Annotated in this window: 16 protein-coding genes; 7 read left to right on the top strand and 9 right to left on the bottom strand. The window is 30.9% G+C overall.

The genetic code is table 11. The features are described 5' to 3' along the window. Positions 1 to 105: 105 nt before the first annotated feature. Complete coding sequence (locus tag HW120_RS15330) at positions 106 to 516, bottom strand: hypothetical protein (RefSeq protein WP_177735136.1); 411 nt, start codon at positions 514 to 516, stop codon at positions 106 to 108. A 183-nt stretch (positions 517 to 699) separates the two neighbouring features. On the opposite strand from HW120_RS15330, the gene HW120_RS15325 reads away from it, so the two are divergent. The 3 genes from HW120_RS15325 to HW120_RS15315 all read left to right on the top strand — a co-directional run bounded on the left by HW120_RS15325 (position 700) and on the right by HW120_RS15315 (position 2,845). Next, positions 700 to 1,245, top strand: a complete 546-nt coding sequence (locus tag HW120_RS15325) for a hypothetical protein (RefSeq protein ID WP_177735134.1) — start codon at positions 700 to 702, stop codon at positions 1,243 to 1,245. Positions 1,246 to 1,313: 68 nt separating this feature from the next. Next, the gene (locus HW120_RS15320; protein WP_177735132.1) at positions 1,314 to 1,949 is read left to right on the top strand and encodes a hypothetical protein; all 636 of its coding nucleotides are present in this window, start codon (positions 1,314 to 1,316) and stop codon (positions 1,947 to 1,949) included. A gap of 116 nt (positions 1,950 to 2,065) precedes the next feature. Further along, a complete protein-coding gene (locus HW120_RS15315; protein WP_177735130.1) occupies positions 2,066 to 2,845 on the top strand; it encodes a hypothetical protein in 780 nt (259 codons plus the stop codon). A gap of 302 nt (positions 2,846 to 3,147) precedes the next feature. On the opposite strand, the gene HW120_RS15310 is transcribed toward HW120_RS15315, so the two are convergent. The 4 genes from HW120_RS15310 to HW120_RS15295 all read right to left on the bottom strand — a co-directional run bounded on the left by HW120_RS15310 (position 3,148) and on the right by HW120_RS15295 (position 7,002). After that, a complete protein-coding gene (locus HW120_RS15310; protein ID WP_177735128.1) occupies positions 3,148 to 3,570 on the bottom strand; it encodes a hypothetical protein in 423 nt (140 codons plus the stop codon). Continuing rightward, positions 3,567 to 4,397: a DUF4747 family protein gene (locus HW120_RS15305; RefSeq protein WP_177735126.1), complete on the bottom strand. Its 831-nt coding sequence runs from the start codon at positions 4,395 to 4,397 to the stop codon at positions 3,567 to 3,569. Before HW120_RS15305 ends, HW120_RS15310 begins: the two co-directional genes overlap by 4 nt. A 518-nt stretch (positions 4,398 to 4,915) precedes the next feature. Continuing rightward, entirely contained in the window at positions 4,916 to 6,085 is a 1,170-nt protein-coding gene (locus tag HW120_RS15300) for an MFS transporter (RefSeq protein WP_177735124.1), read from the bottom strand. Then, entirely contained in the window at positions 6,082 to 7,002 is a 921-nt protein-coding gene (locus tag HW120_RS15295; protein WP_177735121.1) for an alpha/beta hydrolase, read from the bottom strand. The genes HW120_RS15300 and HW120_RS15295 overlap by 4 nt, the downstream gene beginning before the upstream one ends. Positions 7,003 to 7,098: 96 nt before the next feature. On the opposite strand from HW120_RS15295, the gene HW120_RS15290 reads away from it, so the two are divergent. Together HW120_RS15290 and HW120_RS15285 are read left to right on the top strand one after the other, a co-directional pair. After that, positions 7,099 to 7,482 (top strand): winged helix-turn-helix transcriptional regulator, encoded by a 384-nt coding sequence (locus HW120_RS15290; protein ID WP_177735119.1) that lies wholly within the window; start codon positions 7,099 to 7,101, stop codon positions 7,480 to 7,482. A gap of 469 nt (positions 7,483 to 7,951) precedes the next feature. Beyond that, positions 7,952 to 9,385 (top strand): S41 family peptidase, encoded by a 1,434-nt coding sequence (locus HW120_RS15285; protein WP_177735117.1) that lies wholly within the window; start codon positions 7,952 to 7,954, stop codon positions 9,383 to 9,385. 32 nt (positions 9,386 to 9,417) lie between these two features. Here the strand turns inward: HW120_RS15285 and HW120_RS15280 are convergent, their stop codons facing one another. From HW120_RS15280 to HW120_RS15265, 4 genes are all read right to left on the bottom strand, one after another. After that, positions 9,418 to 9,810: a DUF6966 domain-containing protein gene (locus HW120_RS15280; RefSeq protein ID WP_177735115.1), complete on the bottom strand. Its 393-nt coding sequence runs from the start codon at positions 9,808 to 9,810 to the stop codon at positions 9,418 to 9,420. 164 nt (positions 9,811 to 9,974) lie between these two features. Next, a complete protein-coding gene (locus HW120_RS15275; protein WP_177735113.1) occupies positions 9,975 to 10,349 on the bottom strand; it encodes a hypothetical protein in 375 nt (124 codons plus the stop codon). 787 nt (positions 10,350 to 11,136) lie between these two features. Beyond that, complete coding sequence (locus HW120_RS15270) at positions 11,137 to 11,667, bottom strand: hypothetical protein (protein ID WP_177735111.1); 531 nt, start codon at positions 11,665 to 11,667, stop codon at positions 11,137 to 11,139. Between the two features lie 177 nt (positions 11,668 to 11,844). Then, the gene (locus HW120_RS15265) at positions 11,845 to 12,681 is read right to left on the bottom strand and encodes a hypothetical protein (protein WP_177735110.1); all 837 of its coding nucleotides are present in this window, start codon (positions 12,679 to 12,681) and stop codon (positions 11,845 to 11,847) included. Positions 12,682 to 12,712: 31 nt separating this feature from the next. On the opposite strand from HW120_RS15265, the gene HW120_RS15260 reads away from it, so the two are divergent. Together HW120_RS15260 and HW120_RS15255 are read left to right on the top strand one after the other, a co-directional pair. Continuing rightward, the gene (locus tag HW120_RS15260; protein ID WP_177735108.1) at positions 12,713 to 13,495 is read left to right on the top strand and encodes a protein rep; all 783 of its coding nucleotides are present in this window, start codon (positions 12,713 to 12,715) and stop codon (positions 13,493 to 13,495) included. 130 nt (positions 13,496 to 13,625) lie between these two features. Beyond that, complete coding sequence (locus HW120_RS15255) at positions 13,626 to 15,743, top strand: hypothetical protein (RefSeq protein WP_177735106.1); 2,118 nt, start codon at positions 13,626 to 13,628, stop codon at positions 15,741 to 15,743.

Here is a 15,743-nt window from a genome sequence, read left to right as displayed (position 1 = left end):
GTTTGAGGTTTAAAAACGATGCGTCAATTTACAAAATATTTGTTGTGAAACAGGATACCCGAAAACCCGAAGAATTAAACAGTAATGATTTATATCGCTGTTAATTTATTTAGAGTAATCAAAAACGTTTATATATTTTTCCAGAACCGGATCCTGTATCAGTTCACAAACATATTCAAAGATACTTTTCATTAGCTCCGATTCATTTGTATCTGCATAATAGCTATCCTGAAGAACGAGATGGATGGGAACAGTATCTTGCAGACTGATTTTTCTAATGATACCATCATTAATTGTTATGCCTTCGGGGACGGATGGAGTAGTATAACATGCTTTTATAAGGTCAGCAATTTTGATTATCGTTTGATTGTCTTCAATTTTTTTATGCCAGGATCTACCGTTTTCCTGGAAGTATTCCGATTTCGACATGATGACGATCAGGTTATAGTGATTGTCATTTTTTTTGATTTCGATGTCAAGTTCGCCTGCAAGAGCATTTATGTTTATTTTAATCATGGTTGATCTTTGTTTGCTGTTAACAGAAAAAGTATTGGCAAAATACTAATTGATTACCAATTTTTGCTATCAATTTTATTTATGTAATCGTCTGGTATATAATAGAAATCGTTAATAAGTTCTATTTTTGTAAATGCTTTAGTAATAAACTTCTTTATCCTTAAAACATTTTATAGAATCATCATGTCTTTTTATATTGAAAAAACAACGAAATGTTTACTCTGTGCAGCATTGATAGATAATTTCAAAGAATCTGTATTATTGCCTCACATAATTGCAGATCAGAGTTCACCTCTTAATTATTATGTGAAAAATTATGTTCATCGTAAATGTTTTGATACTTGGAGTAAACATGATGAGTTTGTTCAAAGTTCATTTAATTTAGGAGAAAGAATGATACAAGGAGGCTGTTATGAAAATGTAATTCTGTATGATAAATATTTTATAATTGACTATAAAAAACAAGAAAACGTTTATCATATTAGAGATTTTTACTCAATATTTGAAATAAATATAAATATCGAACAAGCAAAAAAAGCATATAATTTTTTTGAAAAAGCATGTGTGGGAGATAACGCTAAATTGGAGTTTGGAAATATCGTGTTCAATGTAAAAAACAGAGATGTTTTGGTTACTGATTACGATGGGGGTAAAACTAATGATGAAATTACAATACCCCATTCCCGAATCAATGATTACATAACAGCTCTAAAATATATATTACAATAAAAGGAGTATGAAATATAGGAAACGGAATATTTCTTATATTATTGAAATCATTAATAAAACGTAATTAAATGAATAACGAAATACATGAACTTCTTTATCACTATAATGAGGAAGGATACGAAGGATACGATTTAAGCGAAGTACAACTCCTTGAAAAAACAGATTTTGACAGAGTTGAAAAATTAAAATTGCTTCTTCACAATGACAATCAATATATTGCTTATCAGGCCATGCTTATTTTACTCGCATGGTCTATACCGGAAGGATTTGATTTACTTGACAGGTTCATAGCTGAAAAATGGGACGAAAAAGAAAATTTTGAACCTCACAGACTATATAATGAAGATAACGTATATGATGTAATCACAAATGCCTTATGTATTGCTACGCTAAAAGGAAAAACCGAACAGGAACTTTATCCATATATTAAACATTTTTTGGATATTTATGGTGATAAATTTTTTGAATCCAATCTAAAAGATTTTCTTTTAAAGAAAAATTGCCTGCTGCTTTTAAAAGAAATCGAGCAAGCGATACAAAGTGCTTTAAAAAATAAAAGATATTATCAGGCAAGTCAACTGTTTCCTGTTATTGTTCATTATGACAAAGGAAGCTTTAATAAGTACCTAGATATTTTTAATGACTTAATCAGTCAGGATGATAGAATTGTATATAATATAGAAGAAGCAGAAAAAAGCATTTAACAGACTATTATACAATTTAATGTCAGTTTAAAAGCATTTTGATTTATAATACTAAACCACACGAAAGGATTTGTGCGGTAACAATAAAATTATCACTTTGACTTCAAGAAATATGAATGGAAACACCTGGCAGGAGAGCAGACAAAGCAAAAACAATAAAATATGCAGGTTCATTCTCTACTGACTATGTGGTGAAGAAAGGCAAGAAGCAGATTGAAGAAACATACAAAGGCAGTTGGTATATAGACACCCCAAAAACACACTTTATGAATATCAAACGAGAATTTAATTACTCTATGGATTGCTTTGATGCTACATGTGAAGATTCAGGTATTCTATTCTATTATGCAAAGGACTTTGGCTATGAGAAGATAAAAGATATTTTTGGAATAAGCTTAGGATGGGGAGGAGTAGCAATAATCTTTTTACCAAAAATTGAAAATGTGCAAAATTTTTGGCCTCCTATTGCAAATTATGATCTTCATGAACAAGCAGAGGATATATATAAAGCAATGTTGTATGACGAATCTTACATTGTCATTCCTTGCAATGAATGGGCAGGACAAGTAAAAATTTTAGAACCCAGTATTAAGAATTCTTTAATTCAGTCTGAAAAAGAAATTATATTTAAATATAAAAGTTCTGTTTTTTTTATTAGTGACGAGGAATATGAAATTTATAAACGAGAAGCAAAAGAAATACAAGAACTAAATACTCTAGAAGAGGAAAAAGAATATTTAATTATAAGTCATACCCGAACAGAAGATCTGGAAAAACGTATGAAAATTCCTGTATTCATTAAAGAGAAGATCATTCCTTGTTTTGATAAACATGATCTTCATGCCATAGAAAGAACAAGAGATGAAAACGATAACATTATCTTTACAAGATATTAATTATGATTGCGTAAAATACTATCTTCAGGTTTTAGATTGAGAGCTTTTTTAAAGTCCGAATTTTTCATAGGTATTTGCTTAGATTAATCGTGATTGTGTTGGTGTTAACGTCACGTAGCTTTAATAAGTTGGGAATTTTTGTTCCCAAGCCATTCCATTAGGGCTAAAGTCAAATATATAAAATTGCCTTAAAACCCCAATTTCTAAAACCGCTGTTGGCGACAGTTTTAATTTTTCTCTTTATTTTTTTTTAGAAAAAGTGCTCGATATTTTGAAAATTTTACAGTATCAATTATGCAAAATCATGTTGCCAATATACCATAGAGAAAACAGAATTCTAATGTTAAAAACAATATTGATTTTTGTAGCCAAACATCTCTATAATTTGTTTCTAACCAAAATGAAGTCCCATTATATAGTATAATAGATAGGACAAGGCTTGTGAATAAAATGAATAAGGTAAATTTAAAAGACCAAAGTAATTCAGTAAATGTATTTCTTTCCTCTAAAAATTCAATAAAATCATTATCTGATGATGACATTAAGATAGCCATAGCAGTAAAGAATAAAGAAAAAATTATTGAAAGAACCGTCATTGCAACATTATAAAAAGATAGTGCAAATTTCATATTTACATAATCAGGTAATAGTAAATATGTTGTGATAGTACTCAAAAGAGCTATCACAAAATCCCAACTTTTTATTACTGCCTTTATTCTCCTCATTCTTGATGATTTGTTCTTTGTTTTATTCTTTCAAATGTTCTACTAAGGTAATTAATTATGTTTGGTATTCCAGTTCTTTCAATGTTATCTGGTAAATTTTGAGTTATTTCTTGATTTCTTGTTTTGGTAGTTATAGTCATTTGGTGACCATTTTCATCTCTTCCACGTGCTTCAGCAATTCCATAGCCATCCTCAGACATAGCCATTTTTGCAATAGTTTCGTCGTCAATTACCAATCCTTCTGCGTTATTTGATTCTTGAATTTCTTTGTATTTTGTTATATTATTATTTTGTAACCTTTCATCGGTTTCTCTCCAAAGATCTGCATTATTAGGATTTGAAGGAACTAATGATATAGAAACTCTATTAATTTCACGCATAGTTCGAACTTGTTCTATGAAGGAATATTGCTCTCTTATGCTAGATATTGAAAACTCAAAATCTTGTCCTTCATGATTAATATGGAAAAGTTCTGTAAACATTCTAACAAACATCGTTTTAGAAATTAAATTTTGAATTTCTTCATATGCTATTATCATTTCGTCAGTGTTTATTAAAAACATTGACTTAGCTACTATGTTATTTACAGTTCCGCCCGGTCTAGCTGTACCTGTTACTTCGTCTAAAATTTCTCCACGGCCATATGGGTCATATTTTACTAAATAACCTAAAATGTAATTATCGAGAGTTTCAATACCAATAATTTTATAGGAATAAGCATTGTAACCAGCAGCTGCTACACTTCTAATTCCGTCTATTATAAAAGGTCTTTTTAACCTATTGTCAGGCAAGTTTAGATGTAGCCTGTTAAAAAACATTTTTGACATAAATTTTATTTTCTAAGATTATTGATTCTCCTTTTTGAGCAAAATTATCGCCAACATCGTTTTTTAAGAAACTTTCCACATAGTTCATTATGTGGAAAAAACGATAAAACCCCATTCTGCAAATCCGAAAGAAAGCAATTTATACCCAAAAAAGCAATACGTGTTTTTACTTAATTTATAGGCTAAGGAAAGGAGTTTTTAGGGATTGAATTAGAAATTCTAATAAAAGAAGAATAGTATAAATATGATAAAAAAGCCCTGATACTATATTATCAGGGCTTTTTATAAAATTGCGAATAAAGAGGGACTCTAACATTCCTTCTCTAAGCTTTTATGTATAATGTTTTTCAAATTTTTCAGACTAAAAGAATAACGATTCTTGATCCCTTTTGTACTATTTCAAGTTAAAAATGACTATTACTTAGCACTAATTACAATTGAGAGCAAGTAATCAATATGACTAAGTATGTCGATATCCGGGGAGTTTTATAATAATATATTAAATCACCCAATCTTACTTAATATGATGCTATGTTTTGTACCGGTATATTCCTTTTTTCCAAATATTTTCGCAGTATGATCATCGCAAATGCTAATATTCCAAATAGTAATGTAAGCCAGGGAGTGTATTGTACTCCTTTTGTAGCAATAATCCATCCTCCAACGGTTGTGCCTACGGTAATACCCAGATTCCCAAATGAAGTGGCAAGACTATTGGCAAATTCCAAAGAGGTTGGTGCCGATGAGATCATATAGGTTGAGGCATTCAGAAAGCTTGGTGAATACAGAAAACCCCAAAGCGCAATAACAAAAATTAGGGTAATGGTGTTGGTACCTGAAAAATACAACAATAACGGCATAAGGATTGTACCCGATAAAAACAAGGCTGTGGTATTGGCTATATCTTTATTGAGCATTTTTCCCGAAACACGATTGGTGATAACGCCAATTATACCAAACAAAAACAGCATATAACTAACCGCCGTACTATCCATGCCTTTAGCTTTGTTCAGGTATTCGGCAAAATAACTGTAGGTAGAAAACCACCCGGCAATCATAAAAAAATTCATAGCCGTACTGACAATAAATGTTGGCTGAGTCAATATTTTTAACTGACTTCCATACGATTTTTTCGCTGTTACCGGCATATCAGGTAGGAAGAAATAAATGGCTAAAAGAGCTATAATGCTTACTATCGATTGGATAATAAATGAATATTCCCATGAAAACTGACTGGCTAACCAGGTGGCAAACGGAACGGTTGACACCATCGCAATTGCTACACCACTAAAAACAATGCTCATTAGTTCGTTTTCGTACTTCTTATTACCGTTTGTTATCGCTACCGCTAAAGCGGTGGAAATATAAACAGGTTGTAAAAACGCGGGTAATATCCGTACCAGCATCAGTAACCAGAAAGGTGGTGAAAAGGAGGAGATAACACCTGTTAGCAGAAAAATAAAGATAGCCGTCAGCATTATCTTTTTGCGATCAATTCCGGAAACCAATAAGGTCATAAACGGACCGGTCAATGCGATGACCAATGCAAAGGCACTGAGCAATATACCGGCTTTATCAATAGAGATGTTGTAATGTGCTGCAATTTGTGGTAAAATACCGATAACACCGAACTCGGTTGTGATAACGGCTATAAACCCTAAACAACCTATATAAGCGTATTTTTTCATTTTGTATTACTATAGGTTTTAAAAAAATCGGACATATTCTGTATTAATACTTCTGTATCATCAATATATCCTCCCATTTGGAAGAACCCGTGCGTAGTCCCTTTATACAAGTTTAGGGTTACATTTACTCCATTTGTTTTTAACTTTTCGGCATATTGAACAGCTTCATCCCGCAACGGATCGTACTCTGCAACGGCTATAAATGTGGGAGGTAATGCCTCAAAGTCATTTGCCAATAGGGGAATGGCATCGGGATTATTTTGATCTTCTATGTTGGGTAAGTACCAATTCCAGGCCTGAATACCGCCTTTTAAATCTAATAGCGGACCATTTTGAAATTCAATCCAGGAAGCTGTTTTCAGCGAATTATCGGTAACCGGATAAATAAGGAGCAGTGCCATAGTATGCTGACGGAATTTTCTTGTGACAGTTGCTGCTAAAGCGCCGCCCGCACTATCACCGGCAATCGAAATCTTGTTGGTATTGATACGAAGTGATACTGCATTATCGATAATCCACTGCATCGCAAATTCGCAATCATTTAATCCGAATGGAAACGGATATTCCGGTGCCAGCCGGTAATCAACTGCAATGATGATTGCCTGTAAACGATTGGTTAGCTGGCGTAGTGGCGTATCGTGCGTTTCCAAACTTCCGGCGTTAAACCAACCTCCGTGGAAATAAATGATAACGGGGAGTTTTTCAGTATCATTCGGGCGATAAATCCGTAACCGGATTGGATGGTTGTCTTTTAACAGGGTTTGTTCTTCAATTTGAAAAACAGTTTCCTTTTCTCCTGCCAGGGGGACAAAATTTTCATAAAAAGCTCTTCCTGTTTCCCAGGGAGTAAGATTTGCCGGCACTTCAATGTCCTGAATATAGGCCAATACTTTATTTACTTGTTCTGATAATGTCATATTAATTTATGTTAAGATATACGGCAAATGTATCGGGTAATTACTACTTTCGTATGCTACACATTCAATTGTATGGTACTAACAAATTTGTAAGTAATGGGAAAAAGAAAAGAGAATTCAACTAATATGTTGAATGAGACTTATATAGTAGAAAGCTGTAATCTGACTTATGCAGTATGCAAAATAGGCGGTAGGTGGAAACTACTGATCCTGTGTCAACTTGAAAAGGGGAAGTTACGATTCAGTGAATTGCGGAATCAGATCAATGGTATTACAGAACGTATGCTTACGCTTCAACTACGGGAGTTGGAAAAGGAAGGGTTGGTAAAGCGAACTGTTTACGCAGAAGTTCCTCCAAGAGTAGATTATGAGCTGACAGACATTGCTCAGGAATTGGTACCTATATGGAATCAATTGAGCGAATGGGGGGCAAAACATAAAAAAATAGTTCTCGAAAAGGAGCCGGTTAATGGGATTTGATCTCCCTCTGAACAGGAAATAGTATGTATTCTTTAAATGTAAGTTTCGGTAAAGTGATTGCCATATTTTATCTCAAACAGATTGATTGGCAATCAGATCCTATGTTTATCGCTCAATTATTCTGACCTTATAAAATACATATATATTTCCGTCTTCTTTCTCCTCTGTAACCAATTTGAAGTAGAGCATATTATCATCTGTCCAGAATTCCTTTTCTATAAAGCAAAGCCATTCTCCGGTTTTATTTTGTAATCCGGTTCAGTCGATTTATTGATTAATATTGAAACAGGATTTCGTGTATTTCGTCCGGACATTGCAGACTCTTTATTATATCTTCTGTGCGGTTAACAACGATTTAAAGTAAAACAAAAGACAACCAGTGTATTTATATTTGTATCATAGTAACGCAATGTATATATTTGGTTTTAAGTGTCATTCAATAATAATAAGCCTGAATAATAATTAGATAATGAATTTGAAAATAATATTCCCGTTTTTATGCTTTGTGATGAATTTCAGTTATGGACAACATAAATCATTGTTAGATAAAACGTTAAAAAAAGATAGTATTTCTTCAGAATTTACGCAGCTATATAACTTGACAAATACGATTCATCCGGGACAGTTTATGTTTTGTTCGAAAAAAGAATTTGACAAAACCTATTTTGACTTGAAGAATTCGATCAAAGGAGATCTTTCCATTGTAGATTATTACAAACTCACAGCCACCCTAATGGCAAAAATCAAAGATGGGCATACAACCGTTGATAGAGGACAAATTACGGCATTGTTAAAAGAAAAACCCGTTTTTCCATTCAGTATTTATCAGATTAAAAATAATTATTATTTTGATAATTCAATAAAGGAAAACAAGACTTATTCAGGTTTACAGATTCTTAAAATAAACGGAGAAAATATTGATGCGATAGTAAAAGATGTCAAAAAAATTATTCATCTTGAAGGTCGAAATGAAACAGGATTAAATACGAAATTTAAGAATTTTCCTTTTTATTATTTTATTTACAACCAAAGTGAAAAATTTGAAGTTGAATGCATAGACAAAAATAACCAAAAGCAGAAAGTAGTATTAAAAGGAATTACTTTTGACAACTTCACAAAAAGCACCACCGAAAACATTCAACCTTTAACAACTGAAATTAGAAAAGATAAAATTGCTGTTCTCAAGTTTCATTCCTTTGGAAATGGTTATAATGAGGCCGATAGAAAGATTGCGCAAAATCAATTAGATATTTTTTTCGCAAAGCTTGACAGCCTGAAAACTAAAAATCTAATTATTGATTTACGCGATAACAGTGGTGGAGCTGCGGAAATTGCCAATTATTTGTTTTCTTATTTAATCGATAAACCCTATTACTATTTTGATTATGTTGGCGCAAAGTATAATAGTGTGAAAAGCTGGAAGCATTATGCGCAATATCCCGAAAGCATTGAAGAAATAAATTTAGCTGAAACTAAGAAAAGAAACGGACTGAATTGCAACTCAACAACCAATAGTGCAGCTGATTACTGGTGGTTTAAAAAACAACAAAATAAACCAAATTTTTACAAAGGGCATATTAGTGTTTTGATTAATGGAGGTTGCTTTTCAACCACCGGGCATTTATTAGCATTAATGCGGGAATATAAAATTGGAAAATTTTATGGAGAATATTCTCAGGGAAGTAATTATAGTAATTCGGGTGGTCGGGCATTTGTTCTGCCTTATTCTAAAACATTGGTATGGATACCTGTATTTCAGTACAAAATGAAAACTCCGAATTTTAAAAATGATCCAAAAGGAATAAAGCCAGACGTCGAAGTACAGCTTCTGGCTGATGATTTAAAAACGGGGTTTGATAGACAAATGGATTTCATATTAAAAACACTTTCAAGAGTAGAATAGAAGCGAGTAAAGCCCATGTGCTACGATGAACGTTATTTATCTTTCAAATAGTCATTATGTGAAAAGTGATCATAGTTTCCGGGTTCGAAATACCTTTCTGTTTCAATAAATTTACCAGGTTTTTTGATATCTGAATCGGATGGATTATAAACACTTTCTTTCCAACTGGTCATTTTCTTGTATAATTCCTTTTTTAATGTATGTAAAGTGTCGTTTTCTTTTTGGCAGAGGACACCGTCTTTATATAGTATTAAATCATCAAAAGACCCCATTCCTCCATATATTGAGATTATTTTTCTATAGGCTGAATTATCTTTTGATAGTTCCAATTCTGATATGAAATTTTCAAAACATTTTGCCCAATTTAATTCCCCGACTTCCGTTAAGAGTTTTTGTATTTCAATGCAATAATCTTTTGCTGTCATATTATTAAATTTCGATGTGACTATGATTTGTTAAACGTACTTGTAACGAATTTATAGTAGCATACATCCGATGTCATATATTTCAATTCGTTTCAATAATCACATAAATTTTTTGAAATTCACTTTGACTATACTTTGCTAAAATATTAATAGAATCATTTTTTTTATTTTAAATATTTTCGAATTTCTTCTATCTTTTCAATTTCCAATTTATAAGAATTTCCATTTATTCTTTCATAAAGATTTTTACAGGCATTTAAAAATTCTTTAATAAATATATCCTTGTATAGAAAAACGGGATTTTCATTACCTATTTTGATACTTATAAGTTCTTTTTCTTTTGTTAAAGTAACTTCAACAGGTTGGTCTGGGAAACAAAATTTCTCAAAATCTTTATTCTTTATTGTTATCTCATAAATAGAATTAATAAAATAGGAACATAATTGATCTATTAAATCCCAATGTTTAAATCCGATGAGTTCTTTTCCATAATATGCTATATACATAGCACCTTCTATATAAAAACTGTCTTTAGCCAAATATTAGTCTAATTCGCTTTCGTTTAATTCATTAAACCGAAAAAAATAAAGTTCCCAATTATTCGAAATGGTTTTTAAATCATTAACAATAATATCTCTCTTTTTTAGGAAAAACTCGATATGAATTTCTGTATTTTGTATAAAACGGACTGATTCTTCCACCTTTATGTTCTGTTTTTATGTTCAGATCTTCTATAATTTCTCCCTGCCGCACGAAGTATTATAAATCAAACATTTTAAGAGCAACAATATTATATAATTTTTTCATTATAATAGTCTAAAGATAATTTTTTGAGAAAGTGATAAAAATGCCACACGATACAATCGTACGGCAGCGAAGGGGAGTTTTATTGAATGCAACAAAGCAAAATTCAAATGAAGTTCCAGATAGTGCGATTTATAATCCTGTCTATCATGAACGACAAAAAAAGCCCTGATAAGGTTATCAAGGCTTTTATAAAGCTGCGGGCCGTGAGGTATCACAGTCGAACACCTGATGCCGCTTTTGTTGTATTTTGATAGGGGTTGGGTGATTGGAAATAGATTAGTATAGGCTAATTATTTATAACGTTTCAGGGCTTGACGTAGTGGTGGATTAAGGAAGCCTAAAGTTTTCGGTTAAACACAGACTTTAAAAGTACAAAGTTAACTTTAAATTAAGCCTAAAACCCGCCATTTTGTCAAACTGCTTAATCTTTCGGCAAAGGAGTTTGGTCTTCAGATTTTTCTCTTCTGTCTTCTGGAAAACTTGGTCTTTCTAAAGGTTGGTTTTCTGGTTTTTCTTCGTCTAACATAATTGAGTATTTTTAGTGATTAATATTATAGAAATTATGAATAATGATATTAAAGTTAAAATAATAAAGGTTTTTGATAGATACAAATTATATGAACGTGTGTCGTTTATTTTGGTATTTTCATCAGTAATAATTATCAATCTTTCAATTAAATCGTCATCAAAATTTATCTTCATGTTTTCTTCTACTTTTTCGTTATAATTTGGAATAGTTATAATTTGGAATTCTCTAATTTGTTTTAGATAAGCAAAATTTGGATAGTTAAATCCTCTTAAATAATTATTATATGATTTTATAAGAAAGAAAATGCTAATTCCAATTAAAAGTATAGATATAATAAAAAATATCCATAAAGTTATATTACATTCAATATGTTTAAAATATTTTTTATTTGAAAATATAAACGAAACAAAACCTATTAATAAAGAAATTATACCAACAATCGGATTTATAGAATCATCTAATTTTGAACGTCTATTCAATTCTCTATCATAAATGTATTTATAAAATTCGAAATGATTCATTTTGATTAGGTTTAGTTTTTCAAAGCTTACTATTAACGTCCTTCGGATTTAAGAAGTTGAGGATTTTTATCCCCATACCTTTCCACCAAGACTGAAGTCAAATATACAAAAAGACCGTTTCATTAAACACTCAAACCCAATTTCTTAAAACCGCTGTTGTGCGATGTGCTTATTTTTTTACAAATACAATTTTTTTATCTGATCACTATTAATTATTACATTTTCTTCATTCTTTAAGTCTCTGAAAAAATAATATTTTTCGGTATTGCCGATAAAAATTTGATTAGAATTAAATTGTAAAGTTTCTTCTTCGGTTTCAAAACAAATTTCCTTATATTTTAAATTATTCATTACTTTAAAATACTCACTGTATATATTGATTGTGAATATTCCAATTAATCCAAACGTAAACAATATTTCAAAGTAGTATTTTCTTATTTCATATTTAGTATTATCAAAACTTTTAATTACACAAATTGGAATAAGAGTAGCAAAAGGCAAATAAAGTGCTATTATTGTTAAATTCTGTTTTAGGTTGAGCATATAGATTAATACAGAAAATAAAACAATTGTAACAATCAAACTGTAATATGTGTATTTTTGTTTAGTAATTGGGATTTCTTGATTTTCTTTTGTTTCTCCACTATAATTTGGCAGTTTATCTAACATTTTTCCAAAATCGTTGCCAGCTTTTTTTAAAACTTTTGTTCTTTCCTCTTCTCTTATTTTTTTCTCATTAATTTCTTTTTCATCATCTGGAACTAAATTATTTATTATTGCAAAAATTGGTGCTAATAATGAAATGCAAATAGAAATAGAATCGCTTAAAAATAAATTTATAACATCACTTATGTTTATGAAACCCGTAATGTCTATATCGAAACTCGAATAGTAGAATTTAAATACATTAGGACAAAACGGGACAAATAAAACGGGACAAAAGCCTATTTTTATTTCAGGAAATGGCTCTGACCTCAGCAATGATGAGACTTTGAAAGGAAGGGCAAAACGCAAATTTATCACACAAAGTATGATGCTAAGCCTTATGGATGTAGCAAAAGAAAAAGGCGATAATGAAAAGCAGAAAAGTTATTGGAACAGTTATTATTGCCAAAACCGAGTTACAAGTGTTGATGGTCGTTTGTATGGCAACTATTGCAAAAATAGATTTTGCACCCTTTGTTGCAGCATCAGGAAAGCCGAAATCATAAACAAATATTATCCGATCATTGAGCAATGGGATGAGCCTTGTTTTGTAACGTTAACTGTCAAAGCCTGTTCAGCTGCAAGGTTAAGGGTAATGGTCAAAAAAGTTATGCAGGGATTCCAACGGATAAAAGACAGGCATAAAAAGAACTATCTGAGAGGAAATGGAATTAAGCTGATTGGCGTTAAATCATTGGAGTGTAATTTCAATCCGGCAAAAAAGACTTATAATCCTCATTTACACCTTATCGTTGCCAATAAGAAAATGGCGGAAATATTGATTCAGGATTGGCTAAAACTATGGACACCAAAATTTGCAAAAAGACAGGCACAGGATATGAGAGAAATTTTCAACGCTGAAACAGGGTTGATAGAGATTATAAAATATGGAAGTAAAATATTTACTGAGCTGGATATAAAGAAAAAAGGTGAAAATGCTTCCTATCAAATCTATGTTTCAGCTTTTGATAATATTCTAACTGCTATGAAAGGCATCCGCATTTTTGAGCGTTTTGGATTCAACGCTGAAAAGAAAGCTGAGGTAATAGTTAAAGAACCTCAACCGGTTACTAATTATCAGGAATGGGAATTGCTTCGATTGGCAAAATACAACAACAACTGAGGTATTAACCGGTTACAAACCAAAACCTCAACTTACTGCTATATTATCAAACTGTATTGATATTAACTCTCAATAAAGCTATTTCCATTCTAAGCGATAATGTAATAAATTATCAGGGAAAACACTTTTTATGAATGAGAATTTGAAATGTATTTTGATTACATTTGAAAAAATTCTAAAAATTATGGAAGGTTTGGAAATATTAGAGCAGAAAGTTAATTATAAAGGACTTATAAATAGTATTGATATTAAACCGGATGAATTTTTATTGCCCTTACACGAAGTAATTGTCAACGCAATACAGAGTATTGAGGATAGAATTAACCCATCTGATAATGGCTCAATTATAGTTAAAGTCCATAGAAATTTTCAAGCCAAACTTAATTTAGAAGAAAATGAAGAGGAGTATCATCCAATTTCCGGTTTCACGATAATTGATAACGGCGTTGGTTTCACTAATAAACGAGAAACAGCATTTAGCACCCCTTTTACAAATTTCAATTATGAAAAAGGTGGAAAAGGAATGGGAAGGTATACCGTTTTAGCTTGTTTTGGAAGTATGGATATTGATAGCTCTTTTCAAAGTGATAATAATTGTTATCAGCGAAAATATAGATTTGATAATGTCACAGGGTTACAAAAATATCCTGAACAAGTAAAGGATTATAACTCTAACTTTAAAAACAGTACAATCATAAAACTAAATAATTTTTTGCCTGAATATTATGAATTTGCCAAAAAATCTGAAATCAAAATTAAGGATATAGCAGATAGTATTATTCAACATTGTTTATTATTTTTTATCGATTCTAAAAACTCACCAACTATAAGAATATTGCACGAAGAAGATGATATTAGCAATGCCATAGTCTTAAACGATATATATAAGTCTGTTATAGAGATTGAAAAAATCGAAAAAGACATAAAAATTGAAAATGTGCCGGAAACCTTTAATCTGAGTTACATAAGAAATTATGACGGCGTACATTCCCATTCTATACATTTATGCGCTAATAAAAGAGAAGTTGGTAAAAAGCAATCTCTAACAAATTACTTGCCTTCATTTAAAGAACTTCATAAAGATGAGAGAAAATATCATTTATCAATATATGTTGAAAGCGATTTTTTAGACAGAAAAAACCATCCGCAAAGGAATAAGTTTATGCTTCCTGAAAACTCTGCTAAGAAAAATGATTATGATGAGGTTTCTTTAGATGAATTATTCAAAGATATTTCCGAAAGCGTAAGAGCAAACTACTCTGAGCATATTCAAGAAGCTGAAAAAGAAAAAAGTCAAAGAATAGAAAAATATATACTCAATCCAAGTAAACCACGATTAAGATACAGGCATTTATTAAATGTTAAAGATGCGTTTTCAGATATTCCAATTAACGCATCTGATGAAACATTAGAAGCAAGATTGCACGAGAAAGAATTTAAGTTAGAGCAAAAAAGAGAGAAGATTTTTGAAAGAGTTTTCAAAAAGAAAGAATACGATAAAGAAGAATTTGGAAACATCGTAAATAATATTTTAAAAGAAGAAGCAGCATTTTCTAAAGACAAACTTGCCGATTTAATGATTAAAAGAAAATCAGTCATTAAATTATTTCAAAAATATATTCAATGGAGAGAAGATGGTAATTTTATGCTTGAAGAAGATTTGCATAATATCATTTTTACGATGGGTGCTGAAACAGATAATATGCCCATTGAATACCATAATTTATGGTTGTTAGATGAAAGATTTACTTTCCATACTCACACATCATCAGATATAAAAACTAAAAGTAATAAAAATCTCGAAAGTGAAGGAAATAAGGAGCCTGATGTTTTAATTTATGATGTGCCTTGGGCTTACTCTGATAATATTGATAAAATCAATTCCTTAGTTGTTTTTGAGTTTAAAAAGCCAGGAAAAGAAATTAGTAACAAATTGAATTTGGATGAATTAATTTTAAAGTATTTCCAAGATTTAATGAGTAGTAAGGCGAGAAGTAAAAAAGGAACTCTTTTAAATATTGAGGATGATACACCAAAATTTGGATATGTAATTTGTGAACTAAATAAAGATAATATTGAGCATAATTGTAAATGGAACGGATTTAAGAAAACTGCTCACGGTCATTTATATAAAATAAATCCCGACCTAAATATGCATATAGAAGTAATGACTTATGAGCAAATGTTAGATTTTTCAGAAAAAAGGCATCATACATTTTTCAGAGCATTAGGAATTGACACTTTATAA

This window comes from Flavobacterium inviolabile (assembly GCF_013389455.1).
In the GTDB taxonomy this organism is placed as follows: domain Bacteria; phylum Bacteroidota; class Bacteroidia; order Flavobacteriales; family Flavobacteriaceae; genus Flavobacterium; species Flavobacterium inviolabile.
The sequence above is the reverse complement of the archived record's forward strand: the minus strand, read 5'-3'. Positions and strand labels throughout refer to the sequence as shown.

Bases quoted from the DNA above. Each gene is read 5' to 3' on its own strand.
- HW120_RS15330 (WP_177735136.1), bottom strand. From the start codon at position 516: ATGATTAAAATAAACATAAATGCTCTTGCAGGCGAACTTGACATCGAA.
- HW120_RS15325 (WP_177735134.1), top strand. From the start codon at position 700: ATGTCTTTTTATATTGAAAAAACAACGAAATGTTTACTCTGTGCAGCA.
- HW120_RS15320 (WP_177735132.1), top strand. From the start codon at position 1,314: ATGAATAACGAAATACATGAACTTCTTTATCACTATAATGAGGAAGGA.
- HW120_RS15315 (WP_177735130.1), top strand. From the start codon at position 2,066: ATGGAAACACCTGGCAGGAGAGCAGACAAAGCAAAAACAATAAAATAT.
- HW120_RS15310 (WP_177735128.1), bottom strand. From the start codon at position 3,570: ATGAGGAGAATAAAGGCAGTAATAAAAAGTTGGGATTTTGTGATAGCT.
- HW120_RS15305 (WP_177735126.1), bottom strand. From the start codon at position 4,397: ATGTCAAAAATGTTTTTTAACAGGCTACATCTAAACTTGCCTGACAAT.
- HW120_RS15300 (WP_177735124.1), bottom strand. From the start codon at position 6,085: ATGAAAAAATACGCTTATATAGGTTGTTTAGGGTTTATAGCCGTTATC.
- HW120_RS15295 (WP_177735121.1), bottom strand. From the start codon at position 7,002: ATGACATTATCAGAACAAGTAAATAAAGTATTGGCCTATATTCAGGAC.
- HW120_RS15290 (WP_177735119.1), top strand. From the start codon at position 7,099: ATGGGAAAAAGAAAAGAGAATTCAACTAATATGTTGAATGAGACTTAT.
- HW120_RS15285 (WP_177735117.1), top strand. From the start codon at position 7,952: ATGAATTTGAAAATAATATTCCCGTTTTTATGCTTTGTGATGAATTTC.
- HW120_RS15280 (WP_177735115.1), bottom strand. From the start codon at position 9,810: ATGACAGCAAAAGATTATTGCATTGAAATACAAAAACTCTTAACGGAA.
- HW120_RS15270 (WP_177735111.1), bottom strand. From the start codon at position 11,667: ATGAATCATTTCGAATTTTATAAATACATTTATGATAGAGAATTGAAT.
- HW120_RS15260 (WP_177735108.1), top strand. From the start codon at position 12,713: ATGGATGTAGCAAAAGAAAAAGGCGATAATGAAAAGCAGAAAAGTTAT.
- HW120_RS15255 (WP_177735106.1), top strand. From the start codon at position 13,626: ATGAATGAGAATTTGAAATGTATTTTGATTACATTTGAAAAAATTCTA.